General features: G+C 73.6%; 9 protein-coding genes. All 9 read right to left on the bottom strand.

The annotated features are described in order from the left end of the window. Window positions 1-246 precede the first annotated feature (246 nt). The 9 genes from LIU39_RS05980 to LIU39_RS05940 are packed head-to-tail and all read right to left on the bottom strand — an operon-like array spanning window position 247 to window position 16,489. On the bottom strand, window positions 247-1,134 hold the full coding sequence (locus tag LIU39_RS05980) for a TIGR03621 family F420-dependent LLM class oxidoreductase (protein WP_308409348.1): 888 nt from the start codon (window positions 1,132-1,134) through the stop codon (window positions 247-249). Continuing rightward, complete coding sequence (locus LIU39_RS05975) at window positions 1,134-4,223, bottom strand: condensation domain-containing protein (RefSeq protein WP_227045396.1); 3,090 nt, start codon at window positions 4,221-4,223, stop codon at window positions 1,134-1,136. The genes LIU39_RS05980 and LIU39_RS05975 overlap by 1 nt, the downstream gene beginning before the upstream one ends. A 48-nt stretch (window positions 4,224-4,271) precedes the next feature. Further along, window positions 4,272-5,885: an amino acid adenylation domain-containing protein gene (locus LIU39_RS05970; protein ID WP_227045394.1), complete on the bottom strand. Its 1,614-nt coding sequence runs from the start codon at window positions 5,883-5,885 to the stop codon at window positions 4,272-4,274. Window positions 5,886-5,943: 58 nt separating this feature from the next. Next, window positions 5,944-6,132 carry an MbtH family protein gene (locus LIU39_RS05965; RefSeq protein WP_227045392.1) on the bottom strand — a complete coding sequence of 63 codons (189 nt, stop codon included), beginning with the start codon at window positions 6,130-6,132 and terminating at the stop codon, window positions 5,944-5,946. Next, complete coding sequence (locus LIU39_RS05960; RefSeq protein ID WP_227045390.1) at window positions 6,122-6,931, bottom strand: thioesterase II family protein; 810 nt, start codon at window positions 6,929-6,931, stop codon at window positions 6,122-6,124. Before LIU39_RS05960 ends, LIU39_RS05965 begins: the two co-directional genes overlap by 11 nt. Continuing rightward, a complete protein-coding gene (locus tag LIU39_RS05955; protein WP_227045388.1) occupies window positions 6,928-10,209 on the bottom strand; it encodes a non-ribosomal peptide synthetase in 3,282 nt (1,093 codons plus the stop codon). The genes LIU39_RS05960 and LIU39_RS05955 overlap by 4 nt, the downstream gene beginning before the upstream one ends. After that, window positions 10,206-12,938, bottom strand: a complete 2,733-nt coding sequence (locus LIU39_RS35215) for a type I polyketide synthase (protein ID WP_227045386.1) — start codon at window positions 12,936-12,938, stop codon at window positions 10,206-10,208. The genes LIU39_RS05955 and LIU39_RS35215 overlap by 4 nt, the downstream gene beginning before the upstream one ends. 6 nt (window positions 12,939-12,944) lie before the next feature. Then, on the bottom strand, window positions 12,945-16,208 hold the full coding sequence (locus LIU39_RS05945; protein WP_227045385.1) for a non-ribosomal peptide synthetase: 3,264 nt from the start codon (window positions 16,206-16,208) through the stop codon (window positions 12,945-12,947). After that, window positions 16,205-16,489 (bottom strand): phosphopantetheine-binding protein, encoded by a 285-nt coding sequence (locus tag LIU39_RS05940; protein WP_227045382.1) that lies wholly within the window; start codon window positions 16,487-16,489, stop codon window positions 16,205-16,207. Before LIU39_RS05940 ends, LIU39_RS05945 begins: the two co-directional genes overlap by 4 nt. Window positions 16,490-16,603: the final 114 nt, after the last annotated feature.

The following is a 16,603-nucleotide window of genomic DNA, read 5'->3' as shown; positions in this document are numbered from 1 at the left end:
CTACGCAGAGCTGTGCCATGCCATACAGGGATAACGATGCCTACGGACATTACCTCTGCACTCCCCGGCATGCACGGATCAGGTGGTCGCGCTCAATGTAACCCGATGGAATCCCGCATTACCTGGAAAGCGATACAAGTCTCCCCCGCCGGAGGGCACTTCAGACTGTCCATTTTCAGCCAACTCTTGCCGGGCGGGGCGCCGGGGGGTTGACGCGCCGCACCCCCGGCACCACCTCCTCGGCGATCACTCACCGGCGAGTGATTCGACCACCTGTGCGAATTCCGTCATGGCCGATTCATGCACACTGATGTAGGAAAAACCGTAGCGATCACGCCGTTCTCGCAGTTGGGCCGTGATCTCCTTCACAGAGCCGAGCAGCACCGTCGGCGCGTCGGCGATCTGCCCGGCCGTCAGGTGCGGCATCCGGCGGCGCAGCGTCTCGACCGCCTCGTCGCGGCGCGCGGTCACCGCCACCGCCTGGACCAGGATGTTCCGCTCGATCAGCGACCCGCGCTCGCCGGCGACGGAGGCGAAATGGGCGACCCGTTCCGCGACCGTCTCGCCGTCCAGCAGCTCCAACGTGCCCCGCGTGGCGCCGCGTTTGAGCACCGCGCCGGTGAAGGCGACGACGTCGGCGTGGCGCGCGGCAAGGCCCAGGACGCGGTTGCCGTTGCCGCCGATCACCACAGGCGGCCGGGACGGCGGCTGGGTATCACCCAGTTCGCGGGGATTGTCCAGGAGCCGGGTCACCTCGGTGACGGTCTCCTCCAGCCGGTCCACCCGGGTACCGGCTGTGCCCCAACTCACGCCGGCCTTGTCGAACTCTGAACGCACGTACCCGGTTCCGAGCCCCAATTCGAGCCGCTGATCGGTGAGCCGGTCCGTCGTCCTGACCTCGCGGGCCAGCAGAACCGGGTTCCAGAACGCACTGTTGAGGACAAAAGTGGCCACCCGTATGCGCTCGGTCACCGCGGCCGCCGCGACCAGCGCGGGGAACGGGGCCTGCACGCCGAGGTGATCAGGAACCGTCAGGACGTCATATCCGAGCGATTCCGCCGACCGGCATTTTTCCGTCCAATCCTGATGGCCCGTCGCGGAATTCAGATTTACCCCGAATCGAAATTTCCTCATCAGTTCACTCCGTCCCTTCCCCGCGATTCACAAGGCGTCATGGTGAATACCTGATCCGGCAGCAGGGCGCCGAATCGGTTGAGTACCGCGGCGAGATCACCGGCCAGCTCCCCGGCATCGGCGGCGCGGATACGGTCACCGCGGTAGGCCAGCGACCCCCGCACCGCGGAGCCGCTTTCCGCGAACGTGACGGTGAGCGGGAACTTACTGGTTTCGGTGCGCTCCGCGACGAAATCCACGGGTGTCAGAGCGGCGTCGCCGAGCGTCCCCGACCAGTGCGTCAGGCTGACGCTGTTCAGCAGCACATCGGCGTACGGCGTGTGTCCGGGCAGCCTCGCGGGACGCAGGCCGCGCACCACGTCGTCGAAGGACGCCGCGCGGTGCTCGAAGGCGCCGATGATCTCTTCCCGCAGGGTCCGCAGCAGCTCGCCGAGTGTCGTGTCGCGGGCGCAACGGGAGCGCAGCACCAGGGTGTTCAGGCACGGTCCGATGACGTCGTCGAACGCGGAGCCGCCGCGGTTCGCGACCGGGATGCCGAAGGTGAGGTCGGTGCGCCCGGTCCACCGGTGCAGGGCCGCGGCGACCGCGGTCGCCTGGATCATGAAGGCCGAGGCCCGCTCGGCGCGTTGGACGGCGAGCAGTTCCTGCGCCGCCTCGTCGGCAAGCCGCAGCCCGAGGTTGCCGGCCGGCTCGGGAGAGCGGGGCGCGGACAGGCCGAGCGAGCTGGGGGCGCCGGCCAGCCGGTCGCACCAGTAGGCCAGGTCGGCGGCCGCCCGGGGCTCCCGATGCTCGGCCGACACCAGGTCGCGGTACTGGTGCGGGGGCGCCGGCGGCATCGCCTCCCCGCCGGCCGCCGCGTAACAGCGCTCCAGCTCCCGTACCAGATGCGGCACCGACTCGCCGTCGAGCACGAGGTGGTGGACGCACAGGGAGAGCACCTGATGCTGCGGGGCCCTGGTGAACAGCGCGGCGCGCAGCAGGTGTCCGTCCGCCGGCACCAGGTCGCCGGCCGCCTCGTCCGCCCATCGCCGCAGCCGCAGATCCTGTGCGGCGGCGGGCAGCCCGGTGAGGTCCGTGTGGCCGGCCTCCGGGGTCCAGGGCGCGGCCACTTCCTGGTAGAGGCGGCCGTCGCGGTCGACGAAGCGGGTGCGCAGGATCTCGTGCCGGGAGACCAGCAGCGCCAGTGCGCGGCGCAGCCGCGCGGGGTCCAGCTCGCCGGCCACGTCCCAGGACAGCGGCACGTGGTACGTCGCGTGGACGGGGTCCAGGCGCTGCGCGAGCCAGATGCTCTCCTGGAAGCCGGATGCCGGGAGCGGGCCGCCGGGCTCGGGGCGGGCCGCGGGGGTGTCGTCCTGGGTGGCCCGGGAGGGGGCGGGGCCCTGGTCGATGAGGCGGACCAGTTCGCCGAAGCCGGGGTGCGAGAAGAGGTCGCGCAGCGACGGCTCGGTGCCGAAGCGGCGGCCGATGCGGGTCAGCAGCGTGGTGGCGAGGAGGGAATGGCCGCCCATTTCGAAGAACGAGTCATCGGCCGATGCCACCGGTACGCCCAGGACCTGATGCCAGATCTCGGCGAGTGCGACGGCGGTGGGCGAGGTGAGGGACGAGGGCGCGGGGGCCTGCGGGCGCGGCGCGTCGAGTGCCGGGGCCGGTTCGGCGGCGTGCGGCCCGTGGGCTGCGGCGGCTGCGTCGTCCGGGGGCGGGGCGCTGACCGCGGGCAGCCGTGCCTGGCCGTCGGCGAGGGTGCCGTACGGGTCGGCGACCATGTCCGCGACGACGGCCAGGTGGTCGCGTGCCAGCGAGGCGAGCAGGTCCGGGTCGACGGTGCCGTGCGGGTCCTTCCACAGCATGCGGCTGCCCCGGCTGTCCTCGGCGAGCAGGACGGTGAGCCGGTGGTCGGCCACGTCGGTCAGGTCCCGCAGGCTCAGCTCGGCCCGCGCGCCGCCGGCCGCGAAGTCCATCCGGGCCACGTCGGCGCCCTCCTGCGCGTGGTGCCCGAACTGGAGGTACTGGAAGACGACTTGGTGGGTGCGGTCCCGGTCGGCGGGCGCCGTCAGGCCCGCCGCGCGCAGGATCGCGGGCTGCGGCAGCTCGCCGTGTCCGCTGCCGCTTTGCACCTGGGCGCGCAGGCCGGTCAGCAGGTCGGCGTACGTCCGGGTGCCGGGGAGGTGCTCCCGGAACGGCAGGACGTTGACGAAGAAGCCGATCCGGCCGGCGAGGGCGGGGTCGGACCGTCCGTGGTAGGGCGCCGAGACGATGAGGTCGTCGGTGGCGGTGTGGCGGTGCAGGGTCACGAAGAGGGCCGCGAACATGACCGTGAAGTAGGTGACGCCCAGTTCCGCGGCCACCTTCCGTACCTGATCGACGAGTTCCTGGTCGATGGGGCGCGGCAGCTGCTGGTAGCCGCCGGGTTCGGGCCGCACCGGCAGCGGGCGGGCCGGCGCCGGGTCGGCCAGGACCGTGCGCCAGTACGCACGGTGCGGTTCGCCGTCGGCTCCGAGTGCCAGCTCCCAGGAGCGCCGGGCGTGGGCGATGACCGGCCGCGGATCGTCCGGGCCGTCGAGGGGGTGCCCGGCGTAGGCCCGGCGCAGCTCTTCGCAGAGGAGGGGGATCGACGTGCCGTCCAGGACCAGGTGGTGGACGGTGAGCTGGACCACGGTGAAGTCCGGGCCGCGCAGCACCTCCGCCCGTGCCAGCGGCCCGCGGTTCAGGTCGAAGGGGCGGCAGGCCGCCGCGAGGGCCGCGTCACGGTCGGCGTCGACGGTACGGACGGTGAACGGTACGGGGTCCGTGCCCGCCCAGGTCAGGCGGGTGCCGGTGGGGGCGCGGTCGACGCGGGCCCGCAGCAGGGGGTGCCGGCGCGACAGCTCCGCGACGGCCGCCCGCAGGCGCTCGGTGTCGAGGTCGCCGGTGACGTCCAGGGCCAGCGGGATGAGGTGCTCCTGCTGGTCGAGGTCGCGCTCCCAGGAGATCCACATCGCCTCCTGCACGGCGGACAGCGGCAGGGCGTCGCCGGGCGCGGCCCAGCCGGTGCCACGCCCGGCCGGCCGGCTGCCGCTCGCGCCCGCCACAGCTTCTCCAGGCTCAGCCACGGGTCCTCCAGGCGTGGTCTCTTGGGGGTCGGGGGCTCCGGGTGCGGGTCATGACAGCTGCTCGGCGAGGGCGCGCTTGTCGGTCTTTCCCGAGGGGCTCAGCGGCAGCTCGGGGACGGACACGAAGCGGCGGGGCACCATGTAGGCGGGCAGCGCGGCGCGGGCGCGGGTGGCGAGGCGTTCGGCCAGGTCGTCCCCGGCGGCGGACGCGTCGGACGCCGGTGCGTAGAAGGCCGTGAGCATCCGTTCGCCGATGCGGCTGGTGACCGGCACGACCACGAGGTCCTGGACGCCGTCGGTGGTGCGCAGCGCGGCCTCGATCTCGCTGGTCTCGATGCGGTAGCCGTTGATCTTCACCTGGTCGTCGGCGCGGCCCGCGAACTCCCATGAGCCGTCCGGGAGGGCCAGTGCCAGGTCGCCGCTGCGGTAGTAGCGCCGCGCGGTGCCGGTGCCGGCCACGTCGAGCAGCGGGTAGCGCTCGTCGGTCAGCTCCGGCCGGTTGAGGTAGCCGATGGCCAGCTGGTCACCGGCCAGGCAGAGTTCGCCGATGCGGCCCGGAGGGGTGCGGCCGCCCCATTCGTCGAGCAGTTCCACGTCGAGGCCGTCGAGCGGGCGGCCGATGTTGAGTTCCGGGTCGGCGCTCGCGCGGGGCGGCGCGGCCGGGTCCGCCGGGGCCAGTCCTTCGCGGGCGGCGCCGGACGGGGCGTCGGTCTCGGCCTCGGGCAGCCGTCGGTAGGTGGCGAAGACCGTGGTCTCGGTGATGCCGTACATGTTGAAGAACTCGGCCCGCCTGCCGTGGACTTCGCGCCAGCCGCGTACCGCTTCGAGGTCGACGGGCTCGCCGCCGAAGATGACGTACCGCAGCGGCAGCTCTCCCCCGCCGGCCGCGGGTTCGCGGGCCACCGCCGAGCGGGAGAGGTAGCGGAACACCGAGGGCACCTGGTTGAGGACGGTCACGCGCTCGGACACGACGAGGTCGAGGAACGCCTCGGGCGAGCGGGCGGTCTCGGCCGGCACCACGACCAGCCGGGCGCCGTGGGCCAGGGCGCCCCACATCTCCCAGACGGAGAAGTCGAAGCAGGGCGAGTGGAAGAGCGTCCACACGTCGTCGTCGCGCAGGTCGAAGACCTTGTCGCAGGCGGCCAGCAGCGCCGTGACGTTCCGGTGGGAGACCTCGACACCCTTGGGGTTGCCGCTCGATCCGGAGGTGTAGATGACGTAGGCGGGCAGGTCCGGGGTGGCCTGTACCTTGCCCGGGTCGAGGGGCGGGTGTGCGCGCACCGCGTCGCCGACGGTGATGACGGTGGCGTCGGGCAGCGCGTCGGCGGTGTCCTGGTCGGCCACCACCAGGTCGAGCGAGGCGTCCTCGGCCATGTACCGCACCCGGTCGCCCGGGTAGGAGGGGTCCAGCGGTACGTAGGAGCAGCCGGCCTTGAGCACCGCGATCACCGCGGCCACCACGTCGTTCCCGCGCCGCAGGTACAGGCCGATCCGGGAGCCGGGTGCGGGGGCGTGGTCCAGGATGGCGGACGCCAACCGTGCGGCGCGGTCGTCCAGTTGGGCGTAGGTCAGGGTCTCCCGGCCGTCCGACACGGCGGGCGCGTCAGGGGTGCGCGCCGCCTGTTCTTCGAATATCCGGTGAAGACAGAGCTGTGACAGCACGTGCTGCTCTCCTCCTCGTGAGGGTGGGCGGACGGGTGCCGCCCGGTCGGCGGGCGGGTCAGGAACGCAGGCTCTTGGGCCGCAGGTCGGTCCATGCGGTGGCGATGTAGGACAGGCAGGCGGGCTTGTCGCCGGTCACCGGCAGCGTGTCCCAGCCGGGCGGCGCGGGCCGGTCGGCCGGCCAGAGGGAGTACTGGTCCTCGTGGTTGCGGACCACGGTGTACTGGCGGTCGTCGTCATCGAACATGGGTGACGCGGTCCTCTCCGGTGCGGGGTGCGGGGTGGGCCGGCCGGTCGGGCCGGGCGGGTGCGAGGAGTTCGGTGCGCATCAGAGAGCGCATGTCGGCGCCTTCCGGGCCGGTGAGGAAGAAATGTCCGCCGGTCAGCCGCCGGTTAAGGAAGCGCTGTGCGGTATGCCTTTCCCAGGCGGCGAGTTCGGGGCCTGAGACCAGGGCATCGGTGGTGCCGCCGAATGCGCTCAGGGGAATGTCGAGCGGGGGCCGCTCGCGGTATGTGTAGCTGAAGTCCAGTTCGAAGTCGGCGCGCAGGGCGGGGAGTGCCAGCTGCCGGATCTCCGGCCGGGCCAGAACTCCCGGCGGGGTGCCGCCGATACGGTCGAGAAAGCCGAGCAGTTCGTCTTCCGGCAGGTCGTGGCAGGCGACCTCAGCACTTCCCAGATGGGGGGCCTTGTGTGCCGCCACGATCAGCCCGGTCAGGGAATTGCCCGGCAACTGCCGCAGGCGGGCGGCCACTTCGTACGCGATCAGGGCGCCGAGGCTGTGGCCGAAGAGGACCATGGGGCGGTCGGATGCGGCATGCAGTACCTCGGCCAGTGCGTCGGCCAGCGGTTCCATCCGGCGGACCGGCGTTTCACGCAGCCGTCCGCCACGGCCCGGCAGCTGGACGGCGCAGACCTCGACGTCCGCGGGGAACTCCGTCGACCACGGGTGGTACATCGCCGCCGAGCAGCCCGCTCCCGGCAGGCAGACCAGGCGCAGCCGGGCGTCGGGGCGCGGCGGGAAACGCAGCAGCCAGGGGCTTTTCACGGGGCCTCCGCAGGTGCCGGTGCGGTGGTCTGCGCGGCCCGCTTCAGGTGGGCCGCGAGGTCCTGGACGGTGGGGTGGTGGAAGATGTCGCCGACGCGCAGCGAAAGTCCGGCCTCCCGTGCCCTGTGCACCAGTTGGATGCTCTTGAGCGAGTCCCCGCCGATGGCGAAGAAGTCCTCGGTGACCTCGGTGTGCGGGCGGCCGAGCACCTGCGACCAGATGCGCACGAGCGTGGCCTCGACCTCGTCCGCGGGCTCCGCCGGCTCGTGGCCGGGGGCCGGAGCGGCGGACGGGCCCGGTGCGGGCAGGGCAGCGCGGTCGACCTTGCCGCTGGCGTTGAGCGGCAGGCGGGGCAGGACGAGGAACCGCGCGGGGACCATGAAGCCGGGCAGGCGGTCGCGCAGATGGCCGCGCAGTGCGCCGGCGAAGGCGTCGTCGTCGGCGTGGCCTGCTGTTGCCGCGGTCTCGTTCCGTACGAGGTAGGCGTGGAGTTCGGGCGATGCGGCGCCGTCGGGGCGGGCGGCGATCACGGTCGCCTCGTGTACGCCGGGGTGGGTGCGGATCACGTTCTCGATCTCGCCGGGTTCGATCCGTACGCCGCGGATCTTGACCTGGTGGTCGTTGCGGCCCAGGAAGTCAAGACCCGCGTCGGACCGCCAGCGCACCAGGTCGCCGGTGCGGTACAGGCGGGCGCCCGGCACCCGGCTGTAGGGGTGGGGAACGAACCGGTCGGCGGTGAGGGCGGGCTGGCCCAGGTATCCGCGGGCAAGTCCGGTCCCGCCGAGGTACAGCTCGCCGGGCACGCCCACCGGTACGGGCCGCAGCTCGCCGTCGAGGACGTACACCTCGGCGCCGGCGACCGGACGCCCGATGGACACCCGCGGGTCGCCCGTACCCCCGTCGGCGTCACCGGCCGCGCACTCCCCTTCGGTGACCTCGATCGATGCCTCGGTCGGTCCGTACGCGTTGAACAACCGGACGGGCAGCCGCTCCAGGCAGCGGTCGCGGGAGGCGGGGGGCAGTTCCTGGCCGCTGCACAGGACCCGCCGCAGCGAGGCGCAGCGGTCCAGGCCGGGCTCTTCGAGGAACGCGGCGAGCAGCGGCGGCACGAAGTGCACGGTGGTCACCCGCTCCCGCTCGATCAGCTCGACGAGATAGGTGGGGTCGCGGTGCCCGCCCGGGACGGCCACCACGAGCGTGGCGCCCGCGGTCAACGGCCACAGCAGTTCCTCCACCGACACGTCGAAGGTGGCCGGTGTCTTGTGCAGCACCCGGTCCGACGCGTCCAGGCCGTGGATGTCCTGGAGCGTGCGGACCCGGTTGGCCAGTCCCTGGTGCGGGACGCCCACGGCCTTGGGGGCGCCGGTGGAGCCCGAGGTGTGGATGACGTACGCGAGGTGGCCGGGGGCGATGCGCGCTGCGGCCGGGGGCGGGCCCGGGTGCGGGGCCTCGTCCCAGGGGAAGGTGTCCACGGCGGTGACGGGTACCCCGGCGGCGGCGAGAGCGGGGGCCAGCGCTTCGGTGGTGAGGATGTGGGCGGCGCCGGCCGCGCGGAGCATGTCCACCAGCCGGCCCGTCGGGTCGTCGGGCGACAGCGGGAGGTAGGCCCCGCCGGCGGACATCACGCCCAGGACCGCGGTGACCAGGTCGCTGCCGCGCGGCAGGCAGACCGCGACGGGCGTGTCCGGCGTCACGCCGTGCCCGGCCAGGTGCGCGGCCAACGCGCCTGCCCGAGTGTCGAGTTCGGCGTAGCTGAGCTGCCGGCCGTCGAAGACCACGGCGGTGGCGTCGGGGGTCAGCCGGGTCTGCCGGGCGACGGCCTCGTGCACGGGCCCGTCCCACGGGTGGGCGGGCGCGGTCCTGCTCCACCCGTACAGCAGCCGCTCGGTCTCCTCCTCGTCCGTCAGCGAGAAGCCGGAGCAGGGCGTGCCGGGTGCGTCAAGGGCGGTGTGCAGAACCTGGCGGTACTGCCGTGCCAGGCGGGCGACGGCCGCTTCGTCGAAGAGTTCGGTCCGGTAGCGGAAGGAGCAGTCGGCGCCGTCCTGGTGGGGACGGATCTCCAGCCACAGGTCCGTGAAGGTCGTCCGCGGGCTGACCGGGAAGAGGTCCGTGGAGAGTCCGGCGAGGCCGGGCGGGGTCAGCGGCTGCTGGAGCGCGAACATCGCCTGGAACAGCGGGTCGTGGCTGCGGGCGCGTTCCAGGCCGAGTTCGGTGACGATCCGCTCCAGGGGGACGTCCTGGCGCGGGAAGGCGTCGAGCGCGCCGCGCCGGACCCGTCGCAGCAGCTCGTCGAACGAGGGGTCGCCCGACAGGTCGATGCGCAGCGGCATGGTGTTGACGAACATGCCGATCAGTGGGGCGAGTTCGGGCCTGGCGCGGCCTGCGCTGGGGCTGCCGATGACCAGGTCGTCGGCGCCCGAGAGCCGGGAGAGCTGGAGGGCGAACGCCGACAGGAGCAGCATGAAGGGGGTGGCCTTGTGTGCCCGCGCGGCATCCCGTACCGCCTGCCAGGTCTCGCCGTCCAGCGTCGTGGTGTACGACGCGCCGTCGAAGCCCTGGACGGCGGGGCGGGGGGCGCTGGTGGGGAGTTCCAGCAGCGCCGGTGCGCCGTGCAGCCGGGTGCGCCAGTGGGCGAGGGCGTCCTGGGTTCTGGGGTCCGCGAGCTCCCGGTGCTGGCGGGCGGCGTGATCGCCGAACTGGAGCGGCAGCGGGTCGAGTTCGGGTGCGCGTCCGGCCGTGAGGGCGGCGTACAGCTCGGTGAGCTCCGCGAAGAGCCGGTCCATGGACCAGCCGTCGCACACGGTGTGGTGGCAGATGACGGCGAGGACGTGGTCCTGGTCGTCGAGGCGCACCACGTGGGTGCGGATGAGGGGGCCGTGGGCGAGGTCGAAGGCGCGCTCCGTCTCCGACTCGATGAAGGCCCTGGCCTGTTCGGCACGGTCGGCTGCGGGCCGGTGCGTCAGGTCGGTGACGGGGAGGCCGAGGTCGATGCGGGGCGCCACGTGCTGGCAGGGCTCCCCCGCCGCGTCGGCCCGGAAGACCGTGCGCAGCGCCTCGTGCCGCGCCACGATGCGGTTCAGGGACCGGTACAGCGCCGGCAGGTCGAGCGGCCCGCGCAGCCGCAGGGCCGCCACGAGGTTGTAGGCGCTGTTGCCGGGGTCGAGCTGGTCCAGGAACCACAGCCGGCGCTGGGCGAAGGAGGTGGGCGCGATCCTGCCCTCGCCGTCCTCGCCCGCCGCGTCGGCGGATTCCGTCAGCAGAGCGGTCAGGTCCGTCATGATTCCCCCCGCGCGTCGTGGTGGTGGCCGGTCTCGGGCGCGGCGTTGGCGGCGGCCCGCAGATCCTCGACGACGCGGGCGAGGCCGCTGACCGTCGGGTGCTCGAACACGTCCTCCAGGGACATCGCCACGGTGAACCTGTCCTCGATGAGGGCGACCAGTTCGACGGCCGCCAGGGAGTCGCCGCCGTGCTCGAAGAAGTCCGGGTCGGTGACGTCTTCGGCGGTGCCGAGCACCTGCTGGAAGAGGCCGAGCAGGGTGGCCTCGGCGGTGTCGGGCACCTGCGGTGCCGCGTCGGCAGTGGCCGGGACGGACGGGGCCGGGGCGGTGTCGGCGGCGGGGCGGGGCTCGGGGCGAACCAGGTGGTGCTGCCGCTCGAACGGATAGGTGGGCAGCGGTACCCGGCGCAGGTCCGTGCCGGTGTGCAGACGGCTCCAGTCGACGGCCGCCCCGTTCTGCCAGGCGCGGCCGGCCGCGTCGAGGAGCGCGGTGAGCGGGCCGCCGTCCTGCCGGTCCGTGCCGATCTCCAGGTGGAGGCGGCCGGTGGGATCCGGCAGCGGGTAGCCGTCGGGCCGGTGGGTGTCCGTCTCCAGGAGTGCCGCCCAGAAGCCGGGGTCGGCCGCCTCGCGGGCCGTCACCGGGGCGCCGGTGGCGGCGTTCGTCCAGGGCACATCGGGGGTGCGCCAGGCGGCCGCGCCGACTGCGTCCCGCAGGGCGTCCGCGCCCCGGGGTGCCGCCGTGGCGAGGGCCAGCGCGTCGGCGAGGGGCAGTGCTCCGGCGACGCTCGCGGCGGCCAGCGCGCCGGGTCCGTGGCCCGTGACGGTCGCGGGCGCGACGCCCCACTCCATGAGCGTGCGGGCCAGCGCGTAGGCGGCGGTGACGTCCGTCGCCCAGGCCGCCGGAGAGGTCCCGGCGTCCGGTTCCGCGCCGGGCTGTCCTGCGCCGTCCGGGCCGAGCAGCCGGCGTACGTCGCGGGCGACGGCGGCGGGCAGGGCCTGGCAGCAGGCGTCGACCGAGGTGCGGAAGGCCGGGACGGTCGCGTACAGGGGGCGGAGGGCGGCGGTGTGGCGGGCGCCGCGGGCCGGGAACGCGAAGGTGACCGGGTGCTCGTCCGTGTGCTGGGCCGCGGCCGGTGCCGCGAGCGCGGCGAGTGCCTGGGCGCGGTCGGAGCAGACGAGGTAGCGGCGGTGGGCGAACGCGTGCCGGCCCGTCTGGAGGGTCCTGGCAACGGCGTCCAGCGGCAGTTCCGGGTGCCGGCTCAGGTGCTGCGACAGCCGCTCGGCCATGGCGTCCAGCGCCGTGGGGGTGCGGGCCGACAGGACGAGAAGCTGCTCGGCGGGGGCGGGCGGGGCGGCGGCGGGCGCGGGGAGCGGCGCCTCTTCCAGGACGACGTGCGCGTTGGTGCCGCCGATGCCGAAGGAGCTGACGCCGGCCCGGCGCGGAAGCCGACCGGTCTCCCACTTGCGGGCCTGGGTGACGACCTGGAAGGGGGTGGCGGCGAAGTCGATCCGGGGGTTGGGCCCGGTGAAGTGCAAGGTGGCCGGGAGGGTGCCGTCCTCCAGGGCCAGTACGGTCTTGATGAGGCCCGCGATGCCGGCCGCGGTGTCGGTGTGGCCGATGTTCGTCTTCACCGAGCCCAGCGCGACGGTGCCCGCGCCGCCGTGCGCGGCGCCGCCGAACGCCTCGGTCAGCGCGGTGACTTCGATGGGGTCGCCGACGGGTGTGCCGGTGCCGTGCGCCTCGATGTAGGAGATGTCGTCGGGGGCGACCCCTGCGGCGAGGTGCGCGCGGCGGATGACCTCGGACTGGCCGCGCACGCCGGGGGCAGTGTAGCCCGCGCGGTCGTGGCCGTCGTTGTTCACGGCCGAGCCGCGGATCACGGCGTGCACGTGGTCGCCGTCGTCGATGGCGTCCTGGAGGCGGCGCAGCACGACGACGCCTGCGCCGTCGCCAGCGACGATGCCCCGGGCGTCCTGGGAGAACGTGCGGCAGTACCCGTCGGGCGACATGGTGCCGCCTTCCCGGTGCCAGTAGCCGGAGAGGGGCGCGCGCAGGGTGACGCCGCCGGCCAGCGCGGTGTCGCACTCGCCGGCCAGCAGGGCGCGGCCCGCTTCGTGGACGGCGACCAGCGAGGTCGAGCAGGCGGTCATGACGGCCACACTGGGTCCGGTGAGGCCGAGCGTGTACGAGACGCGGGTGCACAGGTGCTCGGGGTCGTTGGCGAGGCTGAGGGCGAGGTCGTCCACACCCGGGAAGCGGTCGGTCCTGTTCCGTATGACCGCGGAGTAGCCGTTGCGGCCCGCCCCCGCGTACAGGCCGGTCGTGCCCGGGACCGCACGGGGGTCGTATCCGGCCCGCTCCAGCGCTTCCCAGGCGCATTCCAGGAAGATCCTGTGCTGCGGGTTGAGCAGGTCCGCGTCGCGCTCCGAGACGCCGAAGAACGCGGGGTCGAAGTCCCCGATGTTGTCCACGACGCCGTGCCGGCGTACGTAGCGCGGGTCCGTGAGCCGCTCCGGGTCGTCGCCCCACTCCCGGAGTTCCGCGGGGGTCAGGGTCCGCACGCCGTCGGTGCCGGACACCACGTTGTCCCAGAACTCCTCCGGGGTGACGGCGCCGGGGAAGCGGCAGGCCATGCCGACGATGGCGAGGTGGGTGTCGTTGTCCTCGTCGCCGTACGCGAGGCCGTCGTCGTAGGGGTGGGGGTTCTCGTTGCCGTGCTCGGCGGTCACTGTCGTTCAGCCCTTCCGTGAGTGGGTCCGCGCCCGCATCGCCGTCAGCCGGGCCGCGCCGCGGCGGCGGCGCTCGACGGCGCCGTCCTCGACGACGGCCGGGCCGGGGGTGTGGCCTTCGGCGCCGGTCAGCTGCCGGGCGAGGGTGGCGATGGTCGGGTACGCGTAGAGGTCGGCGATCCGTACGGGGGTGCCCAGTTCGGCGGCGAGCCGGTCGCGGACCGACGCCAGGAGCAGCGAATGGCCGCCCACGTCGAAGAAGTTGTCGTCGGTCCCGAAGGACTCATGGCCCAGCGCCTGCGCCCAGACACCGCTGATCAGACGCTCCAGCGGCGCCTTCGCCGACCGGCGGGCCGCCTCGGGCGGCGGGGCGAGTTCCGCGGCGTCGTCGGGCAGCGCGGTGCGGTCGACCTTGCCGTTGGCGGTCAGCGGCACCGACGTCAGCAGGAGGTAGCGGCGCGGGTGCATGTGGCGGGGCAGGTGCCGGGCGGTGTGGTCGTGGAGGCCGGCGAGGTCGGGGGCGGTGCCGTCGGCGGGTACGAGGTAGGCGGCGAGTTCGGTGCCCGTGCCGCCTTGGTCGGAGGCCGCCACGACCGCTTCCCGTACGCCGGGGTGGGCGCGCAGCACGTTCTCGATCTCGCCCGGCTCGATGCGGATCCCGCGGACCTTGACCTGGTGGTCGTTGCGGCCCAGGAAGTCCAGGCTGCCGTCGGCCCGCCAGCGCACGAGGTCGCCCGTGCGGTAGAGCCGGGCGCCGGGTGCCGGGGCGTAGGGGTGCGGGACGAACCGGTCGGCGGTCAGGGCGGGTTGGCCCAGGTAGCCGCGGGCAAGTCCGGCTCCTCCGAGGTACAGCTCGCCGGGCACGCCCACCGGGACCTGCCGCAGTTCCGCGTCGAGCACGTACGCCTCGGTCCCCGCGATGGGGCGTCCGATGCCGGGCAGCGCGTCCTGCGCCTCGCCCTGCGCGGTGACCGTGCCCGAGGTGGCGACGACCGTGTTCTCGGTCGGGCCGTAGTTGTTGACCAGGCGGAAGGGCAGCGGGTGCCCGCCGGCGCCGTGCAGCCGGTCGCCGCCGGTCAGCACGGACCGCAGTACGGACCCGGCGGGCCAGGGCGTGGCGGTCATCCGCTCCAGGAGGGGCGTGGGCAGGAACGCGGTGGTGACCTGCCGTTCGGTCAGCCAGGCGCGGAGTTCGGACGGCGACAGGACGGTCTCGGCGTCGGGCACTTCCAGGCAGGCACCGGCGGTCAGGGCCGACCAGATCTCCCAGACGGACGCATCGAATCCGGGGGCCGCGATCAGGGTGCTGCGGTCGCCGGGTTCGAGGCCGAATGCGGTGCGGTGCCAGGCCACCAGGTTGGCGAGCGCGTGGTGTTCGACCATGACGCCCTTGGGCTTTCCGGTGGACCCGGAGGTGTACATCACGTAGGCGAGGTCCTCGGGCCCGGCCTCCGTCGTGTGCGGCCCGTGCCGCCCGTCCGCCTCCCGGTCTCCCTGGTCCTGGAGGGCGGCGACGGTGTGCACACTGCCCGCCGCGAGCCCTGCGGCGGGTTCCTGGCCGGCCACGACCAGCAGCGGACGCGCCTCGTCGAGGATGGCGTTGAGCCGGGACGAGGGGTGCGCGGGGTCGAGGGAGACGTAGGCGGCGCCGCTCTTGAGGACACCGAGCTGCGCGGTCACCAGGTCCGCGCCGCGGGGCAGGCAGGTCGCCACGAGCGTGCCGGGCCCGGCGCCCGCCGCGCGCAGCCCCGCCGCGAGCCGGTCGGCCGCGCGGTCGAGTCCGGCGTAGGTCAGGCTGCCTTCACCGGTCCGTACCGCGAGGGCGTCCGGGTGGGCGCGGGCCCGGCGGGCGAAGAGCCGGTCGATGCGCTCGCGTTGCGGCTCGGGCGGGCGTCCGGACGTCCCGGACCAGTCGCGCAGCGCGTGCTCCTCGTCGGTCCCGAGCACGGGCAGGTCCGCCAGCGGGGTGTCCGGCGCGGCGAGGGCCGCGGACAGCAGGCGGGTGTACCGGTCGCCGATCAGACCGGCGGTCCGGCCGTCGAAAAGGCCCGTCTGGTAGCCCACCCAGCCCTCGGTGCCCTGCCGGTTCCCGGCCAGGTGCAGGGCGAGTTCGTACTTGGCGGTGGTGGTGGGCAGCGGGAGGGGCGAGCAGTCCAGGCCCGGGAGGAGTGCGGCGCCGGCAGCGGGCAGGTCCTCGTAGGTGACCACGGTCTGGAAGAGCGGGTGGCGCGCGGTGGAACGGTCCGGCTGCACCTCCTCGACCAGGAGCTGGAAGGGCAGGTCCTGGTATTCGTGACCCGCGAGGAAGGTGTCGCGGACCTGGTGCAGGAGCGTGGCGAAGGTGGTGTCCGGCGCGCAGCGGATGCGCAGCGGCAGCATGTTCACGAACAGCCCGACGGTGCCTTCGACTTCCAGCGTCGTACGGCCGCTGACGGGTACGCCGATGACCAGGTCGGGCGCGGCGGACATCCGGGAGAGCAGCACCGCGTACGCGCTGAGCAGGGTGATGAACCGGGTGACGCGGTAGCGGGAGGCGACCGCGTCGAGCTGCGCGCCGAGCTGCGGCGGGAAGGTGACCGGGTGGCTGTCGCCGTCGAAGCGCTGCGTCGGGGGGTGCGGCCGGTCGGTCGGCAGCGGCAGCCGCAGCTGGGCGCCGGCGAGTTCGGCCCGCCAGTGGTCCAGTGCTTCGCGGCGCCTCGGCCCTTCCAGGAGCCGGCGCTCGGCGGCGACGTACTCCCGGTAGGAGTGGGCCGGCGTGGGCAGCGGATCGGCGCCGCCGGTGCGCAGGGCCTCGTACTGGAGGGACAGTTCCTGGTCGATGATGCCCATGGACCAGCCGTCGACCGCGATGTGGTGGAAGGTGAGGACCAGCGCGTGGTCCTCGTCGGCCAGCCGGATCAAGTCGGCGCGGAACACCGGGCCTTCGGCCAGGTCGAACGGTGCCAGGGCGGCGCGGGCCACCGCTTCGGCCAGGGCCGCTTCGCGCGTCGCCGCGGGCGATCCGCCGAGGTCGGTCCTGCGGAGCGGCACCGCTGCCTCGGGGGCGATCCGCAGGACGGGGACGCCGTCCACGGTCGGGAAGGTGGCGCGCAGCGCGTCGTGCCGGGCCACCAGCCGGTCGATGGCCCGCTGGAGGGTGTCCGCGTCGAGCGGGCCGCGCAGGCGGGTGGCCCGCGGCACGTTGTACTCGTTGCCGTCGGGCCGCAACTGCCACAGGAACCACAGGCGTTGCTGGGCCGAGGACAGCGGGGAGACCGCGTCGCCGCTCATTCCGGCGTCCCTCCCTCGCGGCCGCGCCGCCGCACCACGAAGTCGGCGAGCTCGTCGACGGTGGGCCCGTCGAAGAAGTCCGCCATCGGGACCTCGACCTGTAGCGCTCGTGCGATACGGGCGATGACCTGCGAGGCCGTCAGCGAATGGCCGCCCAGCTCGAAGAAGTTGTCGTCGCTGCCCAGCACGTCGAGACGGAGGACCTCTTTCCAGATCTGGCTGATCGCGGTCCGCACACTCTCGCGTGAGATCTGCTGCGTTGGCTCGGCCTGGGAAACCATGGCCACAAGACCCCTTCCGACTCTGGAGGATAAGGGGGGTTTCCCGGCGTACCGCGCGAAACCTCTGCCCTCACCACAAGATGTCCGGCGGCCGAGCAAGATCCAACTGCCGTG

Source organism: Streptomyces pinistramenti (genome assembly GCF_020564935.1).
GTDB classification, from domain to species: Bacteria; Actinomycetota; Actinomycetes; order Streptomycetales; family Streptomycetaceae; genus Streptomyces; species Streptomyces pinistramenti.
The sequence above is the reverse complement of the archived record's forward strand: the minus strand, read 5'-3'. Positions and strand labels throughout refer to the sequence as shown.

What these genes read in the sequence shown, in the direction of transcription:
- LIU39_RS05940 (WP_227045382.1), bottom strand. Translation starts at nt 16,489, where the DNA reads ATGGTTTCCCAGGCCGAGCCAACGCAGCAGATCTCACGCGAGAGTGTG.
- LIU39_RS05965 (WP_227045392.1), bottom strand. Translation starts at nt 6,132, where the DNA reads ATGTTCGATGACGACGACCGCCAGTACACCGTGGTCCGCAACCACGAG.
- LIU39_RS05945 (WP_227045385.1), bottom strand. Translation starts at nt 16,208, where the DNA reads ATGAGCGGCGACGCGGTCTCCCCGCTGTCCTCGGCCCAGCAACGCCTG.
- LIU39_RS05980 (WP_308409348.1), bottom strand. Translation starts at nt 1,134, where the DNA reads ATGAGGAAATTTCGATTCGGGGTAAATCTGAATTCCGCGACGGGCCAT.
- LIU39_RS05955 (WP_227045388.1), bottom strand. Translation starts at nt 10,209, where the DNA reads ATGACGGACCTGACCGCTCTGCTGACGGAATCCGCCGACGCGGCGGGC.